Origin of the sequence: Bacillus sp. Leaf49 (assembly GCF_001426125.1) — a bacterium.
GTDB lineage: Bacteria > Bacillota > Bacilli > Bacillales > Bacillaceae > Bacillus > Bacillus altitudinis.
Map to the genome: position 1 here is coordinate 170,374 of NZ_LMRK01000023.1, position 23,369 is coordinate 193,742.

A 23,369-nucleotide genomic window follows, 5' to 3' on the forward strand; every position below is an offset into this window, starting at 1 on the left:
AAGAATTATAAGATTGGAAAATCAAGTCGTGCTATTTCTTCTTCAAGTACATCGGGTCTTTCCAGGTTCTCCTTTTCTAACTCTTTGAAAAGCAGATACGTGTCAACGCTTCCTGTTTGTGAAAATACGTTCCATGTAAAATTCAACATAAAAACCCCACCTTTCTTTATTAGAAGCAGCAACGCTACATCCAACATATTAATTTTATCTTGACCAGGCTACCTCCATTTCATGATAAACAATTTTTACTAATCGAACCGCACCATTGTCAGATCTACTAACAACTGTATGGGTTTTTAATATTCGTCTTCTCTAAATCCGAAATCACGAAGATGTGTGGATTTATTACGCCAGTCCTTCTGCACCTTTACCCAAAGCTCTAAATACACCTTTGAGCCTAAAAGTGCTTCAATGTCTCTGCGCGCTTTTTGTCCCACTTCTTTTAATAAGCTGCCGCGCTTACCAATCACAATCCCTTTTTGTGAATCACGTTCTACGACGATGGTCGCTGCAACATGAATCTTGCCGTTTTCATCTGGCTTGATCGATTCAATCGCAACCGCAATACTGTGAGGGATCTCTTCTCTCGTTAAATGCAGCACTTTTTCACGAATTAATTCAGAAATAATAAATCGCTCTGGGTGATCTGTTACTTGATCTGCCGGATAAAATTGAGGGCCCTCTGGAAGATAACCTTCAATTTGCTGAAGAAGCGTATCAATGTTGTTGCCTTCAAGCGCTGAAATTGGCACAATTTCCTTAAATGGGTAACGTGTGCGGTATTCATCAATTAAAAGGAACAGTTCATCCGGATGAATTTGGTCAATTTTATTGACAACAAGGAACACCGGTGTCGATGTTTGCTTTAGTCGTTCAATGATGAATTCATCACCTTTGCCATAGCCTTCCTGTGCGTTGATCATAAACAAGATCAGGTCGACTTCCTTGAGTGTATTTTGAGCCACCCTCATCATAAAATCACCAAGTTTGTGCTTCGGTTTATGAATTCCTGGTGTATCGATAAAAATCGTTTGTGACGTGTTCGTTGTCAGAACACCTTGCACTTTGTTTCGAGTCGTTTGGGGCTTATCACTCATAATCGCAATCTTTTGTCCAATTACACGATTAAGAAAGGTCGATTTCCCTACATTTGGTCTTCCAATAATTGATACAAATCCTGATTTGAAGCTTTCGTTAGTCATTTAAATCCTCCGGTGAAAATGCGCCTGGCAATAGTTCGTTTACTGTCGTTTCGTATATATGTCCTTTTAAGTTCGTTAGAATCACTGGCATATCAGGTGCACATAGCTCTGAAATGACCTGTCTGCATGCGCCGCATGGTGAAACAGGCCGATCTGTATCAGCCACTACTGCAAGCTTTTGAAAAGATGTGACGCCCTCTGAGTAAGCTTTAAAAAGTGCTGTTCTTTCCGCACAATTACACATACCATATGCTGCATTTTCAATATTGCAGCCGCCATACACTTTTCCGTCATGCGATAATAATGCTGCACCGACTTTGAATTTAGAATAGGGTACATATGCAAAATCTCTTGCTTTGACTGCTTCTGAAATCAACTCTTGTTTGTTCATTCTAGTTCCCACTTTCAGAAGAAATGGACCCACTGTCACATTTATATTTTACATAATTCACGTGACATTTTCACGCCCATTTCTAAAAATGTTAATAAATAGTAGTATTGTTCTATTGCATGATCTTCGGTAAGAAGATCATCAACCCAATCATAACCGAAATGGCGGCGTAAACGCAAACAGCGCCTGCTGCCGCGTCCTTCGCTCTCTCAGCAAGAGGATGCTTCTCTTCTGTGAAAAGATCTACTGTATGTTCAATCGCTGTATTCACAAGTTCTAATGCAAACATCCCGCCGCATAAAAGCAGAATGATCATCCATTCAACCGGATGAATGTGAAACCAAAAGCCGCAAATCACCACGATGATGGCTGCGACTGTGTGAAACCGAAAATTCCGTTCATTCAAGAAAGTTCGCCATATTCCTCTAAATGCATAATAAAAACTCCGAAAAAAACGGACAAGCGGCGTTCGCTTCTTACGATGATCTCGAAAGGCCATAATCATCCAAGATTTTTGTCTGTTTGGCGAACATTTCTTTTTCATCTTCTTCTGTCATATGATCATAACCAAGCAAATGAAGAAAACCATGAATCGTTAAAAATCCTAGCTCTCTCATGAAGGAATGTCCATATTCCTCTGCTTGCTCTTTCGTACGATCAACACTAATGATAATGTCACCAAGTACAGGCGGAATGTCATCAGCTCCAATGATTTCAATTTCCCCTTCGCCTTCTTCCTCAAGGGCAAATGAAATCACATCTGTTGGTGCATCTTTTCCTCGGTATTCTTTATTAATTTGATGAATTTCTTCATTTGAAACGATCGATACTGATACTTCTGCTTGATCTTTTACTTCAAGAGCATCCGCAGCAAATTGAAGAAGCTTTTCCACTTCTTCAAGCTGCTCTTTCGATACTTGTCCTGTTTCATCTATTAAATCGATTAACAATGTCATTTACTTCACCTTCTGCTTCGGGGCATCTGGATATTCAATCCGAGAATGGAAAATCCCCTTTAATGTTGTACAAATTGTTTGGCTAATAATATTTAATTCTTTAAATGTCAGATCACATTCACTAAATTGTCCATCCTGCATCTTATCTGAAATAATGCCTTTCACAAGCTTTTCAATCCGCTCAGGGTTTGGATTATGCATCGAACGAACCGCCGCCTCCACGCTGTCAGCTACAGAAATAATGGCCGCTTCTTTCGATTGCGGTTTTGGACCAGGATAACGAAATTCTTCTTCTGTCACCTGATCATCCCGTTCTTTTGCCTTATAGTAAAAGAACTTCAGCAAGGACTTTCCGTGATGCTGTTCTGCAATGTCCACAAGTTCCTCTGGAAACTTCTTTTCTCTCAGCATTTCAGCACCATCTGTCGTATGGGCAATAATAATATTTTTGCTCAGCTGAGGAGAAAGCTTGTCGTGCGGATTATCAATGTTCATTTGGTTTTCAATAAAGTATTGTGGCCTTTTCGTTTTCCCAATGTCATGATAATAAGCCCCAACCCTTGCTAACAATCCATTTGCACCGACTGCTTCACATGCAGCATCCGCTAAATTCGCCACCATGACACTATGATGATATGTACCTGGCGTCTCTGTTAAGATCTTTTTCAGCAGCGGATGATTCGGGTTCGATAATTCAATAAGCTTCATGGTCGAAAGAATGCCAAACATGCTCTCAAAGACTGGCATTAACCCAATAACCAAAATAGCCGATGCAAACCCTGACACAATCGCCATGATGAGGTTTACACCTATTTCAAGCCCTGATGGAGAAGAATTTTGAATCAGCGTAATGGAAAGCACGACAAGTACATTCACCAAAGCTACCCAAAGCCCCGCCTGCAAAATTTTCGATCTTGCATTGTGTTTTCTCAAAAATAAAATTCCCGCCATCCCGCTTATTAGATAATAAGCACAGATGACATAGTTAAAGACACCTGTTACTCCTTGATTAAACATCATACTGCCGCAAAGGGCAAATACAAGGCCGGAGAAGATCGCCAGCCGCTCATTGATCAGCAGCTTAATCAGCATCGTGCCAAGTGCCACAGGCACGACATAGCCGATGGTCGTATACTTCGTTTCCTGGAAGAGACTGAATACTTCCATGATGATTAAAATGATGGTGAAAATGAGCGAGTACAGCAGTAACGATTTATTCTTATGGACGAGCGACTTTTTCCTCGATTCCAGTGAGTGGACAATCGCCGCTAAGAAGAGACCGATTAAGATGATAAGACCGCTTACAGGCTTAAACAAATTGGAGCTGTTTAAAAGGCCGGTCAGTTCTAATTTGCGATACACTTCGCGGTCAATGAGCTCTCCTTCTTCCACTAAAATTTGCCCTTGCTTGATTTGAACCGGCTGGATATTATCAGCTGCTTCTTGTCTTTTCTTCTCTGTTGCCACCGGGTCAAATACATAGTTTGGAATAATCGCAAATTCACCTATTTCTTTCGCTGCATTTAAATATTTTGATGGAATCGAATTGTTTTCAAGCTCTGCTTTCACTTGTTTCTTTTCATCTTGCAGCTTAGAAGCTGTGATTTCTTTACTCATGAGAGAATTGACCACTGTGATGATGGAGTCCTTTGTAAAAGAAAGATTTTCGTCACTTGCTTGGAGCAGTGCTTTAATCGATTGATCCGAAACAGCTTCCTGCATATCGGTTGTGAGTTTTTCTTTTACACGCTTCACCATCTCTTGATCTGTTGGCGGGTTCTCTTTGTCATCAGCTGCTGCTTTCTTCTCTTCTTTAATGGCTTCAAAGAGGGATGAAATGAGGTCAACACGATTATCAGAATACGCTTTTTTGAGTGTATATTGGTCTTCCACTTGATCCGTTGCTTCTTGTTTCTTTTCTTCTGTTGCTTCTTGGTCATCAACGGTAGACGGAGAATAGATGGTCTGTTCGCTCACTGAAAACAAATCTAGGTCGAGCGATTCAGGCTTTACATGGAAGAAGAGCACCACAAACATGATGGCCGCTAAACCAGCGTATAGCAGTACGTTTAAATAGCGTGAGCGCTCCATTTTCTGAGGTTCTTTTTTAGACAGCAGCCTTTTGCGCTTACTGCCTTTCTGATTCTTTCTCAAGGAAAGTACCTCCTTTTTTACTTTAAACCACGATCGAAACAAAATGACCCGATTTAGGCGATCGGGTCACTCAGTTCATTTTTGCTTTTCGTATGCTCCAATGATCTTCGCCACAAGCGGGTGTCTGACCACATCTGTCTGATCTAATTCAATGAATGAGATACCCTTGATCTCAGCAAGCATGTCCTTTGCAGCTGCAAGGCCTGACTGCATACCTTTAGGCAGATCAATTTGTGTAATATCTCCTGTAATGACCATTTTAGAACCAAAGCCCAGTCTCGTCAAAAACATTTTCATTTGAGCTGGCGTTGTATTCTGCGCTTCATCTAAAATCACAAATGCATCATCAAGCGTCCGCCCTCTCATATAGGCAAGAGGGGCAATTTCAATCACTCCACGCTCAATTAAACGTTCCGTATGATCACTGCCAAGCACATCGTGCAGAGCATCATATAGCGGTCTTAAATAAGGATCGACTTTTTCTTTTAAATCTCCTGGCAAAAAGCCAAGACTTTCTCCTGCTTCAACAGCTGGCCTTGTCAGGATAATTCGTTTGACATGTCCATTTTTCAGGGCATGTACGGCGTTGACCACTGCCAAATACGTTTTACCTGTACCAGCAGGTCCAATCCCAAAGACCAGATCATCTTTTTTCATTGCCGCAGCATATTCACGCTGGCCGATCGTTTTGACTCTGATCGACTTTCCTTTGGCATTTTTCGTAATTTCATCTTCATACATATTTTCAAAATAATTGAGCTTGTCTTTTTGCGCCATTTTAATGGCATAGACGACATCCCGTTCAGAAATCTCAATTCCTTTACGAATGAGATGTAAGAGAGATGTAATCAAACGGCTCACAGTATCTCTTGATGCTTCCTGACCAGAAACATACACTTTCTCTCCACGTGTGATAATGGAGACATTCAGCTCGTTTTCCATCAGTTTCAGATAAGCATCTTGATTGCCAAATAAAGCAATGGCTTCGTTTGGGCTATCCAATTTTTGTTGAATCTCAAGTAAATGTTCTGTCATTCTCTAGTCTCCCTGAACAATAGGTGTTGGTTGAACAATATCTTCTATTACTTGGTAAAGGATGATTAACTTAACTTTACCATTCCCTGTTGTCTCGTGCAAAACTTTTTCACTTTTCACCTCACCTGTTTGACCTAGCTTTTCTTCTAATTCTTTTTTACCCATTTTAATCCCTGCTTGAACCGCTTCTTTATTTGTGTATTCTCGATTTATTTTTTCACTTTCTCGTGTGATTTCCTTTTCATAGGAGAACGGTAGTTGCATATTCAAAAAATGAAGCGGGTGAACTTCTTTTTCTGTTTTCGGCTGCTGAAAATCATCTTTTTTAAAGGAAAATCCCCAAAATGGAATGGAGCCTCCAAACAAGGAGAGCTTGTGCTTTGTCTTCATTTTACCCGTAAAGACATCAAAAGATGTTCGGAGAGGGACAGAAACTTCAGATCGGTACCATGTTTCACCATATATTTTCGCTTTGGCTCCGACCGTTTTTTTCTGATCTTCACTCCCAATTAAACCTGAGACGAGCATCTGCCCTTTTTTCACATGTTCATCGACCTGGGCAAGCGGTTCCCCCTTTTCTACATACATTCTCGTGATGACCGCCTTTTTCTTGGCAACGATGTGCTGAGGACTCGTATATTTCTCCTTTTCAGGTTCATTTTTTTCGACCACTTTCATTTGAAACGTCGTTCCGTTTAGTTCAACTCCGACCCATGTAATGCTCTGAATATTGGTCGTCAATGACTTTTGTATTTTTTCAGGGGTCCCCATGAGAAACTGAAAACGCCCTTTTTGTACCCCAATTTCATCTAAATGCTTTCTCATTTGGTGTTCTGTTTCTGGATTCGCACCTTTAATCTCAATTTTCCACACCATATTTGAAAGAGCCAATATCGTCACTAGGAAAAAAGCCATCCCGAGGGTGAATCCAATATTTCTTCTCGACCATAGAAGAAGAAACGGGAACCCTTTCTTTTGATGAAATGAACATTTCACCTCATGATGTCTGCGCACTTTTCTAAAGGCATGTACATCTGAGAGGCGAATAAATAAGCGCACGCTGTCTTGACGGCGGCTCACTTGAAAAATTGTGATCCCCTGTCTCGTGCACTCATTGATTAGCCGCTCAATACCGCTTCCTCTTATCTCCACTTCCACTCTGCCAATAAAATAGGCAAACCATTTGTTCTTCACGTTTCTCCCCTCCGTCAGTTAAGAATCAATATAACGGACCTCATCGATTTTCCCCTCTAATAAGATCTCTTCTGGCAAAATCGTTTTAATCACAAAGTCTTTTCCTGAAATAATGCACTGTCCTTGCTTGAGCATCAGCCTTACCTCTTGATCACTGAAAAGTAAAAGCCCTTTATGGTTCTCTATGTAAATATGGAGTCTGCCAACCATCGTAATACGGGGAAGATCCATCATCACGTCCGGAGGGATTTCAAGTGTTCTTGTCAGCCATGCTTTAAGTCGATTTTTTCTTTTTCCCATTCAATAAGAACCCCTTCCCACCTCATGTGTATGAGATCAAACTGAAAGATGGTGAGACTGATGAGAAAGCCTCTATATCATCCTATTCCTCAGCGGTTCATATCATGCTAATGAATCCCGTAAAACAGCCGTTTCATCATTTTAACTAAGAAAAGTCTCCATTACACAACAAAAAAGCCCCCTTAAGGATGAGGGGGCTTACTTCTTTATCTTTTATATGGTCGTTTCATCGTTCGATGCGGCTTTTTGGCACGAGGCTCTCCAAATACTTCACCAAGGATCATCCCTTGAACGACCGTATCTTGGTTGAGTTTCTCAATCATTTTCGGCTTCATTCCAGCAGATGCTGCTTTTGGCCTTGTAAGTTCTCTTTCAAGCGATTGAAACTCTTTATTCAGCTCGCTTTTTCTTTCTTCCATTTCGGCAAGTGTAGCGGTATAACGATCCTGTAAGGATTGTGAACCTTGTTTCTTCATCCCGCCATGATCATGTACATCGCCAAAATCGTCAAGCTGGTCCGTTACGACCGGATCTGGACTTGTTTGTTTTGTTTGCTTTTGCGGCACTGGTTTACGCTGAGGAGCCGGTTTGTTTTGCTGGTTCTTTTGTTCGTTCTCCTCTTGTTTACCGATTTTCCCAAAGACCGCAGAGATAATACCGATGATAATCGCTATTAGTAACGGATTTTCAAATAGAATGTCCAATGGGCTCCCTCCTTAAAGCGTGAGAGGATGCTTATTTGTTTTCATTATCAGATGGACCTTTTGTCATTTTGCCAAATGAATCTCTCATATCCGTATCAGCATCGATATTCTTAATGTTCATGTAGTCCATGACACCGATATTACCTTCACGTAGTGCTTCGGCCATTGCAAGTGGTACTTCCGCCTCTGCTTCTACTACTTTCGCGCGCATTTCTTCAACTCTCGCACGCATTTCTTGTTCTTGTGCAACAGCCATTGCCCGGCGTTCTTCTGCTTTCGCCTGTGCAATGTTTTTGTCGGCTTCTGCTTGGTCTGTCTGCAGGATTGCCCCGATGTTCTTACCGATATCAACATCTGCGATATCAATCGAGAGAATTTCAAATGCTGTACCTGAATCTAACCCTTTACCAAGAACCGTTTGAGAAATCATATCAGGATTTTCAAGAACCTTTTTATGATTATCTGATGAACCGATTGTCGAAACAATCCCTTCACCTACACGAGCAATGATCGTTTCTTCCCCTGCACCACCGACAAGTCTGTCAATGTTTGCACGAACTGTAATACGTGCTTTTGCTTTTACTTCAATCCCGTCCATCGCAACACCTGAGATAAATGGTGTTTCAATGACTTTAGGGTTTACACTCATTTGGACAGCTTCAAGTACGTCACGGCCTGCTAGGTCGATTGCCGCACAGCGAGCAAAGTTCAATTCGATATTCGCACGCTGAGCTGCGATCAGTGCGTTGACAACTCGGTCTACGTTACCACCTGCAAGATAGTGGCTTTCTAATTGGTTAATCGTCGCATCAAGACCTGCTTTATGCGCTTTGATGAGCGGGTTGACCACTCGGTTTGGAATCACTCGGCGAAGCCTCATTCCTACAAGTGTAAAAATGCTCACTCTTACGCCAGCCGCTAGGGCAGAAATCCACAGCATCACCGGTACAAAGGTGAAGAAGATCGATAGAACGATCAAACCTGCTGCGATAATCACAAATAATAGTAAAGTAGATGGATCCATTTTATTCCTCCTATAAAATCAGTATATCTATACTTTCCTCACGACAATGCGTGAGCCTTCCGCTTTCACAATTTTTACTTGTTCATCCTTATCGATAAAAGCACCTTCTGACACAACATCAATGCGTTCGTCTCCGAATACAATCGTACCAGATGGACGAAGTGCTGTTGCTGTCACTGCGATTTGTCCTACAAGATCATCTCTTGTTTCATTTGAGACATAACCACTTTCTTTATTGGTTGAATCGGTTAAAATGAACTTTTTAAAAAATTTCATACGTTTCCCCAACACCTTTGTCAATAAAATAACTGCTATGATTGAAACAGCAGTGGCAATCAAGATGGAAATCGCCATTTCTGTAAAGCTTCCAGCTGCTAAAAATAAGCTGACAACGACACAGATTAGTCCAATGACACCCACGATTCCCCCTGGCAAAAATAATTCCAGAATGATCAACACAATCCCTGCCAAAAACAGGAACAATGTCTCATATCCTGCAAAACCTGCCACGAGATGACCATAAAAGAATAGAAGAAGCGCTGTGACTCCCATGGTACCTGGGACCCCAAAGCCGGGAGAATATAATTCAACAATTAACCCTAAGCTCGCGATGGATAAAAGGATAGGAATGACGATCGGATGCGTGAGAAAACGCGCAACCTTTTCAGCAAAGCTCACTTCATCGTATTGAACAGAAGCATCTGCTAAGTTCAGCTTCTGAAGCAAGTCATCCATATTTTTCGCTTCTCCTTCTGCATAACCGAACTGAAGCGCCCGATCTGTGTTAAAGGTCAGCAATTCTCCTTTTGGTGCACCAGCTTCTTTTGCGTCTATATCTACATCTGCCATCGCAAGAGCATATTTTGGATCACGCCCCTGCTTTTCAGCAGCGTCACTCATTTCAGCAAGCCATAGAGATTCAGATTTTTGATCGGCAGCGTTGCCTTCACCGTCAATGATCGCAGCAGCCCCCATCTTTCCGTTTGGGGTCATATAAATTTGATCGGCATTTAGGGCGATGAATGCCCCGGCTGAAAGCGCTCTATGATTCACAAACGCTGTCACTGGGATGTCGGATGCACGAATGGTATCGGCTATTTCAAGCGCCGCATCGACTGCACCACCTGGTGTATTGATGTCGAGAATGATGTGCTTCACCCGTTCCGACTTTGCCTGCTCAAATGATCGTTCAATGAATTTAGAAAGTCCTTTTTCTACTGTATCTTCAATTGGGATAACATGAACTTTCTGATCTGCTGATTTCGCGGTCAATTGAACCCCTAATAACAAGCATATTATAAAACAACTGAAGAGAGCAATAGAAATTTTCATTTTTTTCATCTATTTGGTGATCCCCCCTCTCTTTCTTTCATTTTACCGTTCCTTTACATACGTTACAAATGTATCATAGGTTTCATTTTTATATGACAGAATGATGGAGGCATAAAAAAAGTACCCTTCTAACATGAGAAGGATACTTTTTTATTGAGACAGTTGCTCGCTGACAAGTCTGTTAATCACAGCACCATCAGCTTTACCTTTTACCTTTGGCATTATAGCGCTCATGACTTTACCCATATCAGCTTTCGATGAAGCACCGGTTTCAGCGATTGTTTCTTTCACAACCGCCTGCAGTTCTTCTTCAGAAAGCTGTTCAGGTAAATAAACGTCTAAAATGTCAATCTCTTTTTGAACTTTATCTACTAAATCTAAGCGATTAGCTTTCGAAAATTCATGGAGGGAGTCTTTACGTTGCTTAATCTCGCGGGAAAGGACGGTTAGTTCCTCATCTCCGGTCAAACTGTCTTTCTTAAGCTTTATTGCTTCATTTTGCAGTGAAGCCTTTACCATACGAATGACAATAAGCTTGTCTTTCTCTCGGTTTTTCATAAAAAGCTTCATATCAGAATTTAATTGCTCAAGAAGACTCATAAAATCCACCCTCTTTAGAATTTACGTTTTCTAGCAGCTTCAGACTTTTTCTTACGCTTTACGCTAGGCTTTTCATAAAATTCACGCTTTCTTGCTTCTTGCAATGTTCCAGTTTTGGATACACTGCGTTTAAAGCGACGAAGAGCATCTTCAAGCGATTCGTTTTTTCTAACGACCGTTTTTGACATTCTCTTTCCCTCCCTCCGAATACACCAATCGACTGCATTAAAAAAAGATATACATGCAAAACATGTACCTAGACATTATAATATAAGCCTAGGTTGAGGTCAACTAAGTGATTTGGAAATATATTTTCGTCATGAGCAGGTAGACAAGTCCATATATTCATTGGTAAGAGGAGGACTTTTCTATGATGGCGATCATTTATTTTTGTGCACTTATTTTCATTTTTTTATGGGCAATGGGTTTGCTTAGGAAAGGATTAATGGCGCTCACGTCGTCTCGTATTGAGAAATCTCTTCTTCTCTTTACAGATCATCCAGTCAAAGCATTCTTGGTCAGTATTGTGTTTACAGGGATTCTTCAAAGCAGTTCGGCGTTTATGGTCATCGTTATCGGCTTTGTGAGTACAGGCATTCTCACGTTTAAAAAATCCATACCCATGATTCTTGGAACGAATATCGGCTCAACATTTACGACAGAATTTATTGCCATTAAGATGGACGTGTTTATGTGGGTTCTGATTGCAGCTGGTCTTTTATGTATCATTTTGGGCAGGAAGTCTTTTCGATATGCAGGAAAAAGTTTATGTGGGCTTGGCATGATCTTTTTTTGCATTCAAGGTTTTTCAAAAATTGCAGGTATGATGACCAGTCAGCCAGAGACACTGCATTTCCTTGAAATGATGCAGCACTCCGATTGGACAGCTCTTCTCTCTGGTACAGTGCTCACGGCGATTGTTCATTCAAGCTCCGTATGTATCGGTATTTTGATGGGATTTATGAATGAAGGGACTGTCGCTCTAAAAGAAGGCATCAGCTTTGTTTTAGGGTCCAATATCGGGACATGTATTACTGCCGTGATGGCTGCTATCTCTGGCGGTTATGCAGCACGCCAAACCGCGTATGCACACGTTGTGTTTAATGTTCTAGGTGTTCTTTTATGTCTTCCTTTTCTCGCCTTTATCACAGAGTTTGTTGCGCTTCTCGCAAGCTCTCCTGCCCAGCAGATTGCGCACTTTAGTCTGCTGTTTAATGTTGCAAGTTCTCTCCTCTTTTTCCCGTTCATCCGCCCTTTTCACGCCTTGATTTTGTTCCTTCTTCCGAATCGGTCAACATAAAAGAAACCGGCTTGCCTAATGGCTGCCGGTTTTTCATCTCTATTATGAGGTCATTCTCACTTGATCCGTCTGCACGTCATCACTTATACGGACAAATTGTCCTTCGTTATAAGGATAGCCTGCTTTTGTAATCTTCACTTTCACCAAACGGCCGATCATGTCCTCTGTTCCTTCAAATACGACCTTCATGTAGTTATCAGTATATCCTACATAAAGATTGTGCGTTCCGTCTTGTTCTTTGAACGATTCTTCTGGAATAATCTCTAAGACTTCGCCTTCATATGCCGATGCATATTCTTTCGCAAGCTGATCAGAAAGAGCAATGAGGCGGTGAACGCGTTCGTTTTTCACATTCTCATCTACTTGATCTTCCATTCTTGCAGCAGGCGTACCTGTCCGTTTGCTGTAAGGGAACACATGGAGCTCAGAGAATTGATGGTCTTTGACAAAATTGTATGTTTCCATAAATTCTTCTTCTGTTTCTCCTGGGAATCCAACGATCACATCTGAAGTGACAGCAAGACCTGGCAATGCTTTTTTGAGCTTCGTTAAACGCTCTGCAAAGAATTCCATTGTGTATTTACGGCGCATTCTTTTCAGTACAGTATTAGAGCCAGATTGAAGCGGAATATGCAAGTGTCTCACAATTTTATCTGACTGATCGAGCACTTCAATCACTTCGTCTGTAATTTGACTTGCTTCAATGGATGAAATGCGGATTCGTTTTAATCCCGCCACACGTTCATCTAATTCTTTCAGAAGCTTAGCAAAGTTATAATCCTTTAAATCTTCACCGTATCCACCTGTATGAATACCTGTTAATACAATTTCTTTGTAGCCAGCATCGACAAGCTGCTGCGCTTGATTGATGACTTCTTCTGGATCGCGAGAACGCAGTAATCCGCGAGCCCAAGGGATAATGCAGAATGTACAGAAATTGTTACAGCCTTCTTGGATTTTTAATGAAGCACGTGTTCTGTCAGTAAACGCAGGAACATCTAGTTCTTCAAAGACCCGTGCTTTCATGATATTGCCAACTCCGTTGATCGGCTGTCTTTCTCTTCTGTATTCTTCAATATAACCAAGCAGTTTATGTCTGTCTTGTGTGCCAACCACAATATCAACACCAGGAATCGCCATGATTTCTGCCGGAGACGTTTGTGCGTAACAGCCTGTTACACAAATGACACCATCCGGATTATGACGAATGGCTCTTCTAATGACTTGGCGGCTTTTTTTATCGCCTGTATTGGTGACGGTACATGTATTAATGACATATACGTCTGCTTTTGATTCATAATCTTTTCTTTCATAGCCAGCTTCTTTAAACAGCTGCCAGATGGCTTCTGTTTCGTAGTGATTGACCTTACAGCCAAGTGTATGGAACGCTACTGTTCCCATCATGATTCACCTCTTAATAACTCTGTTTGATAAGATATAGCAGAAAGCGCGTAAAGAGGAGCTGTTTCTGTTCTTAAAATGCGTGGTCCAAGCCCGCAAATGACTGCACCATGCGCTTCAAGTTCTTCAATCTCCTTTTCTGCTAAACCGCCTTCTGGACCAAAAACCACTAATAAGGTTTGTCCGCCCTTCATCTGTTGGAGCACCGTTTGAAACCGGCTTTGCTCGCCTTCTTTCGATGATTCTTCGTATGCAACGACACATTTATCGAATTCACCGGCCAGTTGAATAAGCTCTTTAAATGTTGATACTGGATGAACGCGCGGAATGATATTCCGGTAAGACTGCTCGGCAGCTTCTTTCGCAATTTTTTCCCAGCGATCTCGTTTTTTCAATGACTTTTTTTGGTCAAGTTTTGTAATCGAACGAGTCGCTTGAAACGGAATAAAAGCACTTGCGCCAAGCTCGGTGCCTTTTTGGATAATCCATTCAAGCTTATCCCCTTTTGGCAGACCGCTTGCAATCGTCACCTTGATCGGAAGTTCTCGATTCTGATTCGTCCAGCCTTCCAAGTGACAAATCACTTCTTCCTTTGTTATTGTATCAATTTTACTGAGCGCTTCAAAGCCGTCTGTCGTTAAGCAAAGGATGTCTTCTCCTGCTTTCATCCGCATGACGTTTGCAAGGTGATGAACATCTTCACCCTTTATGACGATGTTTCCCTTTTCCGTCACTTCTTCTTTTGTGAGGTCGATAAAATATCGTTGCATACGTGTCCTGACACCTACTCGCTTTATTTTTTCGCTATTATGCTGACCCAATCTTCCATTGACAGCACTTCAACAATCTCAAAACCGGCTTCTTCTAAAGCAGTTTTGACTTGTAATTTCTTTTGTCCGATAATGCCTGATGTAATAAAGTAACCGTCTTTCTTCAATAGATCATACGCTTGATCTGTAAAGCGCATGATGACCTCTGCAAGGATGTTGGCCACAATCACATCGCGTTCACCTGAAATCCCATCAAGTAAATTATTTTGTTTTACCGTTACTTGCTCGCTCACACCATTTAATTCGATGTTCTGCTTTGCACTTTCCACTGCAACGGTGTCGAGATCAAATGCATGAATGTCTTTTGCACCGAGCATTGCAGCAGCAACACTTAAAATGCCAGATCCTGTTCCAACGTCAATGACCGTGTCGTTTTCCTTCACATAGCGCTCAAGCGCCTGAATGCAAAGAACCGTTGTTGGATGTGTACCGGTTCCAAATGCCATTCCAGGGTCCATTTCGATGATCAATTCATCAGAATGAACGGGTGTGTACTCTTCCCATGTTGGGACGATGGTAAATTTCTCAGAGATTTTCACAGGATGATAGTATTTCTTCCATGCAGTCGCCCATTCTTCTTCGTTTACTTCACAAATTGACAGTGTATTTCGTCCAAGGTCAATATCGTATAGAAGAAGATTATTGATGGCTTCTTTGATCTCATCTACCGTTTCCATCAAAAAGCTATTCATCGGAAGGTAGGCTTTGACGATGACCCCTTCCTCAGGATAATCATTCGGATCGAGCTGGTAGATCTCACCGTATACATTTTCACGTTCCTTGACTAAATCAAGCGGGTCCTCAATCACGACACCACTTGCACCTGCTTCATGCAAAATATTGGTGATCGGTTCCACCGCTTCATTTGTTGTATGGACGCTTATTTCTGACCACTTCAATACTACCAACTCCTTATCCGTCTTACTCGCCTTTAAATGCGCGTTTCACCTTATCGAAAAAGCTCATTTCTTGTTCGTCCGGTTTATTTCCGCTCACTTCAGCAAATTTTCTAATGATATCTTTTTGATTTTCAGTTAAATTCGTCGGTGTTACGACGCGTACAACGATATGCTGATCGCCTTGACCATAACCGCGTACATTTTTTACACCTTTTCCTTTGAGTCTAAACTTCGTACCCGTTTGTGTGCCCGCAGGAACTTTTAATTTGACTTTCCCATGTAATGTCGGCACTTCAATTTCATCACCTAGTGCAGCCTGCGCAAAGGTAAGCGGCATTTCGCAGTAGATGTCATCTCCATCTCGTTCGAAGAATTCATGCGCCCTCACATGGAAAACAACAAATAGATCGCCTGGAGGTCCTCCATTTACACCTGGTTCACCTTGACCAGATACTCTAAGCTGCTGACCATCGTCCACACCTGCTGGGATCGTCACATTGATTTTCTTACGCTTACGCACTTTACCAGATCCACCACATGTTGAACACTTATGTTCAATTTGTTTACCAGTTCCGCTACAGTAGTTACATACTCTGCGGTTGACTACTTTACCAAATGGGGTGGATTGCTCGACATTTAGTTGACCTGATCCGCCGCAATGTGAGCATGTCTTCGCCTGTGTTCCAGGTTTTGCACCTGATCCATGACACGTTTCACATGATTCCTCGCGGGGAATCTCGATCGTTGCTTCTTTCCCAAATGCCGCTTCTTCAAATGAAAGGGTCATTGTATATTGAAGGTCCGCTCCTTGACGCGGTGCATTTGGATCTCTTCTTCTGGCTCCGCCGCCAAAAATACTAGAGAAGATGTCATCAAAGCCGCCGAAGCCGCCAAAGTCTCCTCCACCGCCAAATCCGCCTCCACCAAATCCTTGGTTTGGATCGGTGTGACCGAACTGGTCATAATGTGAACGTTTTTGATCGTCAGAAAGGGTTTCATAGGCTTCTTTTACTTCTTTGAATTTATCATCTGAGCCAGCTTCTTTATTAATATCAGGGTGATACTTTTTTGAAAGCTTGCGGTATGCCTTTTTGATTTCGTCCTTTGAGGCGCTCTTACTCACGCCAAGCACTTCATAGTAATCACGCTTACTCATCTCTTCACACTCCCGATTTTCTCACATAAATACGATTGTATCATTTTAAATTGATCTTTTTCAATTCCTTTTCATCGTTGAAAAGAAAAAAGTCAAAGTCAAGAGATCCTGACTTTGACTTTCTGACGAGTACGTTTCAGCAGTCTTTTTCAAAAGTAAAGGTGATTATTTTTTCTCTTGATCGTCGTTTACTTCTTCGTATTCTGCATCCACTACATTGTCATCTGCTTTTTGAGCACCTTCAGCGCCTTCTTGCTGAGCTTGTGCTTGTTTTGCAGCTTCTTCATAGAGCTTTGTCGTTAATTCTTGAACGATTGTTTGCAGCTCATCTTTTTTCGCTTTGATGTCTTCAAGCTCGCCTTTTTCGATCGCAGCTTTTAGTGCATCTTTCGCGTCGTTTGCTTTTTTCACTTGCTCTTCATCGATTTTGCCTTCAAGATCTTTTAATGTTTTTTCTGTTGTAAACACTAATTGATCTGCTTCATTGCGCACTTCGATTTCTTCTTTTTTCTTCGCATCTGCTTCAGCATTTTCTTCTGCTTCTTTGACCATTTTTTCGATCTCATCATCAGAAAGACCTGAAGAAGATTTGATTGTGATGTTTTGTTCTTTTCCAGTACCCATATCTTTCGCACGTACGTTGACGATACCGTTTTTATCGATATCAAAAGATACTTCGATTTGTGGTACGCCGCGTGGTGCTGGTGGAATGTCAGTCAATTGGAAACGACCTAATGTTTTGTTGTCTGCTGCCATTGGACGCTCACCTTGTAAGACGTGAATGTCTACAGCAGTTTGGTTGTCAGCAGCCGTTGAGAATACTTGAGATTTACTTGTTGGAATTGTTGTATTACGTTCAATCAGCTTTGTGAATACGCCGCCCATTGTTTCAATTCCTAAAGAAAGTGGTGTGACGTCAAGAAGAACAACGTCTTTGACATCTCCTGTGATAACTCCACCTTGAATTGCTGCACCAAGTGCAACCACTTCATCAGGGTTTACGCCTTTATGAGGCTCTTTACCTGTTTCTTTTTTGATTGCTTCTTGTACTGCAGGAATACGAGTTGATCCACCAACAAGGATAACTTTATCAATCTCACTAGCAGATAGACCAGCATCTTTCAGTGATTGACGTACAGGTGTCATTGTACGCTCTACAAGGTCTGCAGAAAGCTCTTCGAATTTAGCACGCGTTAGCGTTAATTCTAGGTGAAGAGGACCTGCATCTCCAGCTGTGATAAATGGCAGTGAGATTTGTGTAGAAGATACACCAGAAAGATCTTTTTTCGCTTTTTCAGCAGCATCTTTTAAACGCTGAAGCGCCATTTTATCTTTAGAAAGATCAATGCCGTTTTCTTTTTTGAACTCAGCCACTAGATGATCGATGATGACTTGGTCAAAATCGTCTCCACCTAGACGGTTGTCCCCAGCAGTTGAGCGTACTTCAAAGACGCCGTCTCCAAGCTCAAGGATTGACACGTCAAATGTACCGCCGCCAAGGTCGTATACAAGGATCGTTTGATCTTCATCTGTTTTATCTAAACCATAAGCAAGTGCAGCTGCTGTTGGTTCGTTGATGATACGTTCTACTTCAAGACCAGCAATTTTACCAGCATCTTTTGTTGCTTGGCGCTCTGCATCGTTGAAGTAAGCAGGAACTGTAATAACCGCTTTTGTTACTTCTTCGCCAAGATAAGCTTCAGCGTAAGATTTAAGGTGTTGAAGGATGATTGCAGAGATTTCCTGCGGCGTGTAGTTCTTGCCCTCAACTTCTACTTTATAATCTGTACCCATATGTCTTTTAACAGACATGATGGTGTTTGGGTTTGTAATTGATTGACGTTTTGCTACTTCACCTACTTGGCGCTCTCCATTTTTAAAAGCGACAACAGATGGTGTTGTACGTGCTCCTTCAGCGTTTGCAATAACTTTTGGCTCGCCGCCTTCGAGTACTGCAACGCATGAGTTTGTTGTTCCTAAGTCAATACCAATGATTTTACTCATATTCGATGACCTCCCATTATGTAGTTATTGATTTACTTTTACCATTGATGGACGAATAACTCGGTCTTTGAGTTTATAGCCCTTTTGCAATTCTTCTACAACGATGTTTGAATCGTAGTTTTCATCTTCAACTTGCATGACGGCTTGATGAAGGTTTGGATCGAACTCTTTGCCGACAGCTTCAATTGGTTCAACGCCTTCATTTTTCAACGCTTCTACCAGCTGGCGGTAAACCATTTGCATCCCTTCTAACAAACTTTTCGTCTGCTCATTGTCTGGATCGATTCCAAGCGCTCTTTCAAAGTTGTCGAGAGCTGGGAGAAGGTCGCTGACAACATGTTGAGAACGATATTTTTGCACGGTCTCCACTTCAGTTCGAGCACGGCGTTTATAGTTTTCAAAATCTGCTTGAACACGCAGAATTTTGTTTTCTTTTTCATCTAGAAGCTGCTGCAATTCATCAATCTTCTCTTGGAAGGCAGACTGTTCATCGTGCTTTACTTCCTCAGTTTCTGCTTGAACTGCTTCTTCTTGTGCTTCAACCTCTGCTGCTTGCTCAGGTGTCTGTTTTTCTTCTGACATTGTGTTCACCTCCCTCAAAAGATTCAATTATATGAAGGGGCTGTGCCCCCCACCTTTTATCACCCTACTCATCATACAAATTGGAAAGTGCGTTTGACAAGTCTTTTGATACATGATGCAAAAGACTAACGACTCGCCCGTAATCCATACGGGTTGGACCAATGACAGCGATGGAGCCGAGTGATTTTTGATCAATCGCATAAGTTGCTGTGATTAAACTGCAGTTCTCCATTGCTTCCAAATTGTTTTCTGAACCGATTTTAATGGTGATTCCTTGCTGATTTGGATGAAACAGCTGCATGACATCATTCTTTTGTTCAATCAGCATCATGAGTGAACGAATGCGGTCAATGTCATGAAACTCTGGCTGGTTCAACATATTAATCTTCCCGCCAAAGAAAAGTTTTGATTCATTTTGTGTTGAAGTGAATGTGTTACCAAGTGCATCTAAAATATGATCATAGTCTTTTAAATGCGTGCGAAGGAGCATCACTACTTCTTTATACATCCTGTCCTTCAGCTGATCCATCGGGACTCCGGCTAAGCGGCTGTTTAAAATATTCATCAGCTTCTCAATATCGGAGACATCAAGATGCTCAGAGAAGGTAATGGTTTTGTTTTCAACATGCCCGCTGTCTGTAATCATAATCGCTACTGCTTTATTAGGCTGGACAGGGACAAGCTGAATTTGCTTCAATCGATTTTCACTTAGCTTTGGACCAAGGACAATCGATGTGTAGTTTGTGAGATCTGATAAAATTTCCGCCGATTTTTGAACTGTTTTTTCCAGCTCAAAAATTTTCTCCTGAAATACTGACTGGATGAGCACAAGCTCTTTAGATGACAGTTTTCGCGGAGAGAGCAAATGATCTACATAATAACGATATCCTTTTTCGGAAGGAATTCTTCCTGATGAAGAATGGGTCTTTTCAATAAAACCGAGTTCCTCCAAATCAGCCATTTCGTTTCTAATCGTCGCAGAGCTGAATGTAATGTCTTCTTTTTTGGAAAGAGTCCTTGATCCAACTGGCTGCGCCGAACGAATAAAGTCATTAATAATGACTTGTAGAATCAAAAGCTGACGATTTGTTAACATCATCATCACCCCTGTTAGCACTCTCTTTCAACGAGTGCTAATTGTATAAACAAAATTACCAAACTCAAATTAAAATGTCAATTATAACTCACCGAGAAACGCTTGAAATACTTCATTCCCTAACAATTTTCCTTTTCTTGTTAAACGAATGCCAATCTCATCCTGTTCAATGAGACCTTTTTCTGCTAATTCTTCAAGAATGGCGGGAAAGAGTGCTTCTGGTGATGCTCCAAATTTCGCTTGAAAGTGAGCACTTTTCACGCCTTCAATTTTCCGCAAACCTAAGAACATTTCTTCTTCGATCTGTTCTGCTTTTGTCACCTGATGCGTTTCCTTATATGGAAACCCTGTTTGTTCAATGAGCTCTAAGTAATGCTTCACTGGTCCAGCGTTCACATTGCGGACGCCATCTACATACCCGTGCGCTCCTGCGCCAAAACCAAAGTAATCTTCGTTGCTCCAATAGGTGAGGTTATGCTGGCTTTCAAAACCTGGTTTGGCGTAATTGCTAATCTCATATTGTTTGAGTCCGTGCCGCTCCATTTCATCCATGACGAGCTCATACATTTCAGCCTCACGTTCTTGCGGTGGTAAATGCAGTTTCCCTTTTTGCATCAAATTGTAAAAGACCGTCTTTGGCTCGACAATCAGCGAATAAACCGAATAATGTTCTGCACCTAATGAAAAAGCGGTCTCTAGTGAATGCATGACATGATGCTTCTCTTGATGAGGCAAACCAAACATAAGATCAAGACTAATGTTGTCAAACCCAACTGCTCTTGCTCGCTCGAAAGATGTGAGAACATCTTTCTTTTGATGAACCCGTCCGATTTTTTTGAGCAGGTCATCTTCAAATGTTTGAACACCAAAGCTCAGCCGATTAACGCCTGCTGATTTTAAGACATTCAATTTCTCAAGCGATAGTTCGTCTGGGTTTGCTTCTACTGCAAACTCGATTAAGTTTTTGGTTGGTTTTAATACGCGGTGAATGCTGTCCATAAGCTGATCTAACTGGCTGGTTGTCAGTGATGTCGGGGTTCCCCCGCCAATAAAGATCGTCTTTAGTTCTTGCTCCCCTTTTTGATCGATCGTGTGCTGCATTTCTTTTTCAAGAGCGGCTAAGTATTCATCGACCGGCTGGGTTTTAATGAAAAATTTATTAAAATCACAATAGTGACAAATGTGCTCACAAAATGGAATGTGAATGTATGCTGCTTTCATTTGTTGACACCTTCTTTACAGGTAAAGAGCCGCAGTTTATCGCTGCGGCCTCTTCGTTTGTTTTCGACTATAAACGTCAAGGCGAGCATTGTAAAGCAGGTTGCCTTGAGGATGTTATTTTTTCGGTGTGCTGTCGTCCATTTTCAGCACGGCCATAAATGCTTCTTGTGGGACTTCTACAGAACCCACTTGCTTCATGCGCTTTTTCCCTTCTTTTTGCTTCTCAAGAAGCTTTCTTTTCCGGGAAATATCTCCACCATAACACTTCGCTAGTACGTTCTTGCGCATTGCTTTAATGGTAGACCGAGCAACAATCTTTTGACCGATCGCTGCCTGAACTGGTACTTCAAAGTGCTGGCGCGGAATCAATTCTTTCAGCTTTTCTACAATGATCTTTCCGCGTTCATATGCATAATCGCGGTGAACAATAAAGGAAAGCGCATCGATTTTTTCGCCATTAAGCATGATATCCATTTTCACTAGAGTGGATGGGCGATAGCCGATCAGCTCGTAATCAAAGGATGCATACCCTTTTGTATTGGACTTTAATTGATCAAAGAATTCGTATACGATCTCTGCCAGAGGAATTTCGTACACAATGCTCACGCGGTTTGCATCAAGATATTGCATATCAATGAAATTGCCGCGCTTTCCTTGGCAAAGCTCCATCACAGAACCAACATAATCATTTGGCACCATCATTGTTGCCTTCACGTATGGCTCTTCAATTCGCTCAATCTTTTGCGGATCAGGCAAATTGGACGGGTTATCTACGACGATTTTTTCTCCGTCTGTCATATACACATCGTAAATAACACTTGGCGCTGTCGTAATAAGGTCGATTTTAAATTCACGTTCAATCCGTTCTTGGATGATTTCCATATGAAGCATGCCAAGGAAGCCGCAGCGGAAACCGAAGCCCAGTGCTTGGGATGTCTCTGCCTCATATTGAAGTGAAGAATCGTTTAATTCAAGCTTTTCTAACGCTTCACGCAAGTCGTTATATTTCGCTGTGTCAATTGGATAAAGGCCGCAGTACACCATTGGGTTCAGCTTTCTATATCCAGGTAGAGCTTCTTTCGCAGGGTTTACCGCACTTGTGATCGTATCCCCTACACGTGTATCGCCAACATTTTTAATAGCAGCTGTTAAATAGCCAACATCTCCAACAGTGAGTTCGTCTGTTGGCATTGCTTTCGGTGTAAATACGCCGACTTCAAGCACTTCAAATTCTTTGCCTGTCGCCATCATCTTGATTTTTTGACCTGGTTTGACGGTTCCTTCGACAATTCGTATGTAAGCAATGACGCCACGATACGCATCGTAGAGAGAATCAAAAATGAGGGCTTGGAGTGGTGCTTCTGGATCTCCAGCTGGTGCCGGCACCTTTTCGACAATTTGTTCTAAAATATCCTCGATCCCGATGCCCGCCTTAGCAGAGGTAAGAACAGCTTCAGATGCATCCAACCCGATGACATCTTCAATTTCTTGTCTTACACGTTCAGGTTCTGCACTCGGCAGATCAATTTTGTTAATGATCGGCAGGATTTCTAAGTTGTTATCAAGAGCTAAATAAACGTTCGCTAGTGTCTGTGCTTCAATGCCTTGTGCTGCATCCACCACAAGAATTGCACCTTCACAGGCAGCTAGGCTTCGAGATACCTCATAGGTGAAGTCGACATGCCCTGGTGTATCAATCAGGTGCATAATATATTCTTCTCCATCCTTCGCCTGATATTTCAGCTGGACAGAGTTTAATTTGATCGTAATGCCGCGTTCACGCTCTAAGTCCATGGAATCAAGTAATTGTTCTTTCATTTCTCGTTGCGTAATCGCCGCTGTTTTTTCCAAAATACGGTCAGCCAATGTGGATTTCCCATGGTCAATATGGGCGATAATGGAGAAATTTCGAATTCTTGATTGCCGTTCTAATCGTTTTTCTTTATCTGTCACAATCTATCACTCCTACTATAAAACGCGGGTTGCGC

General features: G+C 41.8%; 24 protein-coding genes. 1 reads left to right on the forward strand and 23 read right to left on the reverse strand.

The window, feature by feature from the left end; all coding sequences use genetic code 11:
- Nucleotides 1-5: 5 nt before the first annotated feature.
- The 14 genes from ASG46_RS20770 to rpsU all read right to left on the reverse strand — a co-directional run bounded on the left by ASG46_RS20770 (nt 6) and on the right by rpsU (nt 11,080).
- On the reverse strand, nt 6-149 hold the full coding sequence (locus tag ASG46_RS20770) for a YqzL family protein (RefSeq protein WP_008342408.1): 144 nt from the start codon (nt 147-149) through the stop codon (nt 6-8).
- A 147-nt stretch (nt 150-296) separates the two neighbouring features.
- A complete protein-coding gene (era, locus tag ASG46_RS16960) occupies nt 297-1,202 on the reverse strand; it encodes a GTPase Era (protein ID WP_007501305.1) in 906 nt (301 codons plus the stop codon).
- Nucleotides 1,195-1,593 carry a cytidine deaminase gene (locus ASG46_RS16965; RefSeq protein ID WP_056705274.1) on the reverse strand — a complete coding sequence of 133 codons (399 nt, stop codon included), beginning with the start codon at nt 1,591-1,593 and terminating at the stop codon, nt 1,195-1,197. Before ASG46_RS16965 ends, era begins: the two co-directional genes overlap by 8 nt.
- A gap of 112 nt (nt 1,594-1,705) precedes the next feature.
- Nucleotides 1,706-2,092: a diacylglycerol kinase family protein gene (locus ASG46_RS16970; RefSeq protein ID WP_024718818.1), complete on the reverse strand. Its 387-nt coding sequence runs from the start codon at nt 2,090-2,092 to the stop codon at nt 1,706-1,708.
- The gene (ybeY, locus tag ASG46_RS16975) at nt 2,070-2,549 is read right to left on the reverse strand and encodes an rRNA maturation RNase YbeY (RefSeq protein ID WP_007501310.1); all 480 of its coding nucleotides are present in this window, start codon (nt 2,547-2,549) and stop codon (nt 2,070-2,072) included. The genes ASG46_RS16970 and ybeY overlap by 23 nt, the downstream gene beginning before the upstream one ends.
- Nucleotides 2,550-4,664, reverse strand: coding sequence for an HD family phosphohydrolase (locus tag ASG46_RS16980; protein WP_375805738.1), 2,115 nt, complete (start codon nt 4,662-4,664; stop codon nt 2,550-2,552).
- A gap of 114 nt (nt 4,665-4,778) precedes the next feature.
- Nucleotides 4,779-5,738, reverse strand: coding sequence for a PhoH family protein (locus ASG46_RS16985; RefSeq protein WP_008342419.1), 960 nt, complete (start codon nt 5,736-5,738; stop codon nt 4,779-4,781).
- A 3-nt stretch (nt 5,739-5,741) separates the two neighbouring features.
- A complete protein-coding gene (yqfD, locus tag ASG46_RS16990) occupies nt 5,742-6,932 on the reverse strand; it encodes a sporulation protein YqfD (protein ID WP_041506935.1) in 1,191 nt (396 codons plus the stop codon).
- A gap of 18 nt (nt 6,933-6,950) precedes the next feature.
- Nucleotides 6,951-7,232, reverse strand: a complete 282-nt coding sequence (yqfC, locus tag ASG46_RS16995) for a sporulation protein YqfC (protein ID WP_012010618.1) — start codon at nt 7,230-7,232, stop codon at nt 6,951-6,953.
- A gap of 206 nt (nt 7,233-7,438) precedes the next feature.
- Nucleotides 7,439-7,936 carry a hypothetical protein gene (locus tag ASG46_RS17000; RefSeq protein ID WP_024718815.1) on the reverse strand — a complete coding sequence of 166 codons (498 nt, stop codon included), beginning with the start codon at nt 7,934-7,936 and terminating at the stop codon, nt 7,439-7,441.
- 31 nt (nt 7,937-7,967) lie between these two features.
- Nucleotides 7,968-8,960, reverse strand: coding sequence for a flotillin-like protein FloA (gene floA, locus ASG46_RS17005; protein WP_007501317.1), 993 nt, complete (start codon nt 8,958-8,960; stop codon nt 7,968-7,970).
- A gap of 27 nt (nt 8,961-8,987) precedes the next feature.
- Nucleotides 8,988-10,301, reverse strand: coding sequence for an NfeD family protein (locus ASG46_RS17010; RefSeq protein ID WP_056705277.1), 1,314 nt, complete (start codon nt 10,299-10,301; stop codon nt 8,988-8,990).
- 141 nt (nt 10,302-10,442) lie between these two features.
- Nucleotides 10,443-10,892: a GatB/YqeY domain-containing protein gene (locus tag ASG46_RS17015; protein WP_007501319.1), complete on the reverse strand. Its 450-nt coding sequence runs from the start codon at nt 10,890-10,892 to the stop codon at nt 10,443-10,445.
- A 14-nt stretch (nt 10,893-10,906) separates the two neighbouring features.
- Nucleotides 10,907-11,080 carry a 30S ribosomal protein S21 gene (rpsU, locus tag ASG46_RS17020; protein WP_003152957.1) on the reverse strand — a complete coding sequence of 58 codons (174 nt, stop codon included), beginning with the start codon at nt 11,078-11,080 and terminating at the stop codon, nt 10,907-10,909.
- Nucleotides 11,081-11,262: 182 nt separating this feature from the next.
- Here rpsU and ASG46_RS17025 point away from each other — a divergent pair, with 182 nt between their 5' ends.
- Complete coding sequence (locus ASG46_RS17025) at nt 11,263-12,192, forward strand: Na/Pi symporter (RefSeq protein ID WP_056705280.1); 930 nt, start codon at nt 11,263-11,265, stop codon at nt 12,190-12,192.
- Nucleotides 12,193-12,234: 42 nt separating this feature from the next.
- Here ASG46_RS17025 and mtaB read toward each other — a convergent pair whose 3' ends face one another.
- From mtaB to lepA, 9 genes are all read right to left on the reverse strand, one after another.
- Nucleotides 12,235-13,593 carry a tRNA (N(6)-L-threonylcarbamoyladenosine(37)-C(2))-methylthiotransferase MtaB gene (gene mtaB, locus ASG46_RS17030; protein WP_017358020.1) on the reverse strand — a complete coding sequence of 453 codons (1,359 nt, stop codon included), beginning with the start codon at nt 13,591-13,593 and terminating at the stop codon, nt 12,235-12,237.
- Nucleotides 13,593-14,363, reverse strand: coding sequence for a 16S rRNA (uracil(1498)-N(3))-methyltransferase (locus tag ASG46_RS17035; RefSeq protein ID WP_035390848.1), 771 nt, complete (start codon nt 14,361-14,363; stop codon nt 13,593-13,595). The genes mtaB and ASG46_RS17035 overlap by 1 nt, the downstream gene beginning before the upstream one ends.
- 23 nt (nt 14,364-14,386) lie before the next feature.
- Entirely contained in the window at nt 14,387-15,322 is a 936-nt protein-coding gene (gene prmA, locus ASG46_RS17040) for a 50S ribosomal protein L11 methyltransferase (protein ID WP_017358022.1), read from the reverse strand.
- 22 nt (nt 15,323-15,344) lie between these two features.
- Complete coding sequence (gene dnaJ / locus ASG46_RS17045) at nt 15,345-16,478, reverse strand: molecular chaperone DnaJ (RefSeq protein ID WP_008342467.1); 1,134 nt, start codon at nt 16,476-16,478, stop codon at nt 15,345-15,347.
- A gap of 165 nt (nt 16,479-16,643) precedes the next feature.
- Nucleotides 16,644-18,482: a molecular chaperone DnaK gene (gene dnaK, locus ASG46_RS17050; RefSeq protein ID WP_056705287.1), complete on the reverse strand. Its 1,839-nt coding sequence runs from the start codon at nt 18,480-18,482 to the stop codon at nt 16,644-16,646.
- 24 nt (nt 18,483-18,506) lie between these two features.
- Nucleotides 18,507-19,064 (reverse strand): nucleotide exchange factor GrpE, encoded by a 558-nt coding sequence (gene grpE, locus ASG46_RS17055; protein WP_008342471.1) that lies wholly within the window; start codon nt 19,062-19,064, stop codon nt 18,507-18,509.
- Between the two features lie 64 nt (nt 19,065-19,128).
- Nucleotides 19,129-20,160, reverse strand: coding sequence for a heat-inducible transcriptional repressor HrcA (gene hrcA / locus ASG46_RS17060; RefSeq protein ID WP_008342473.1), 1,032 nt, complete (start codon nt 20,158-20,160; stop codon nt 19,129-19,131).
- A gap of 81 nt (nt 20,161-20,241) precedes the next feature.
- Nucleotides 20,242-21,381 (reverse strand): radical SAM family heme chaperone HemW, encoded by a 1,140-nt coding sequence (hemW, locus tag ASG46_RS17065; RefSeq protein ID WP_035390855.1) that lies wholly within the window; start codon nt 21,379-21,381, stop codon nt 20,242-20,244.
- Nucleotides 21,382-21,495: 114 nt separating this feature from the next.
- A complete protein-coding gene (lepA, locus tag ASG46_RS17070; protein WP_008342476.1) occupies nt 21,496-23,334 on the reverse strand; it encodes a translation elongation factor 4 in 1,839 nt (612 codons plus the stop codon).
- Nucleotides 23,335-23,369: the final 35 nt, after the last annotated feature.

Excerpts from the sequence above, each read along its gene's own strand:
- ASG46_RS17015 (WP_007501319.1), bottom strand. The coding sequence starts at position 10,892 with ATGAGTCTTCTTGAGCAATTAAATTCTGATATGAAGCTTTTTATGAAA.
- grpE (WP_008342471.1), bottom strand. The coding sequence starts at position 19,064 with ATGTCAGAAGAAAAACAGACACCTGAGCAAGCAGCAGAGGTTGAAGCA.
- ASG46_RS17010 (WP_056705277.1), bottom strand. The coding sequence starts at position 10,301 with ATGAAAAAAATGAAAATTTCTATTGCTCTCTTCAGTTGTTTTATAATA.
- era (WP_007501305.1), bottom strand. The coding sequence starts at position 1,202 with ATGACTAACGAAAGCTTCAAATCAGGATTTGTATCAATTATTGGAAGA.
- rpsU (WP_003152957.1), bottom strand. The coding sequence starts at position 11,080 with ATGTCAAAAACGGTCGTTAGAAAAAACGAATCGCTTGAAGATGCTCTT.
- ASG46_RS16965 (WP_056705274.1), bottom strand. The coding sequence starts at position 1,593 with ATGAACAAACAAGAGTTGATTTCAGAAGCAGTCAAAGCAAGAGATTTT.
- ybeY (WP_007501310.1), bottom strand. The coding sequence starts at position 2,549 with ATGACATTGTTAATCGATTTAATAGATGAAACAGGACAAGTATCGAAA.
- floA (WP_007501317.1), bottom strand. The coding sequence starts at position 8,960 with ATGGATCCATCTACTTTACTATTATTTGTGATTATCGCAGCAGGTTTG.
- ASG46_RS17035 (WP_035390848.1), bottom strand. The coding sequence starts at position 14,363 with ATGCAACGATATTTTATCGACCTCACAAAAGAAGAAGTGACGGAAAAG.
- ASG46_RS16970 (WP_024718818.1), bottom strand. The coding sequence starts at position 2,092 with ATGGCCTTTCGAGATCATCGTAAGAAGCGAACGCCGCTTGTCCGTTTT.
- ASG46_RS16985 (WP_008342419.1), bottom strand. The coding sequence starts at position 5,738 with ATGACAGAACATTTACTTGAGATTCAACAAAAATTGGATAGCCCAAAC.
- ASG46_RS20770 (WP_008342408.1), bottom strand. The coding sequence starts at position 149 with ATGTTGAATTTTACATGGAACGTATTTTCACAAACAGGAAGCGTTGAC.
- yqfC (WP_012010618.1), bottom strand. The coding sequence starts at position 7,232 with ATGGGAAAAAGAAAAAATCGACTTAAAGCATGGCTGACAAGAACACTT.
- mtaB (WP_017358020.1), bottom strand. The coding sequence starts at position 13,593 with ATGGGAACAGTAGCGTTCCATACACTTGGCTGTAAGGTCAATCACTAC.
- hemW (WP_035390855.1), bottom strand. The coding sequence starts at position 21,381 with ATGAAAGCAGCATACATTCACATTCCATTTTGTGAGCACATTTGTCAC.
- dnaK (WP_056705287.1), bottom strand. The coding sequence starts at position 18,482 with ATGAGTAAAATCATTGGTATTGACTTAGGAACAACAAACTCATGCGTT.
- hrcA (WP_008342473.1), bottom strand. The coding sequence starts at position 20,160 with ATGTTAACAAATCGTCAGCTTTTGATTCTACAAGTCATTATTAATGAC.
- ASG46_RS17025 (WP_056705280.1), top strand. The coding sequence starts at position 11,263 with ATGATGGCGATCATTTATTTTTGTGCACTTATTTTCATTTTTTTATGG.
- dnaJ (WP_008342467.1), bottom strand. The coding sequence starts at position 16,478 with ATGAGTAAGCGTGATTACTATGAAGTGCTTGGCGTGAGTAAGAGCGCC.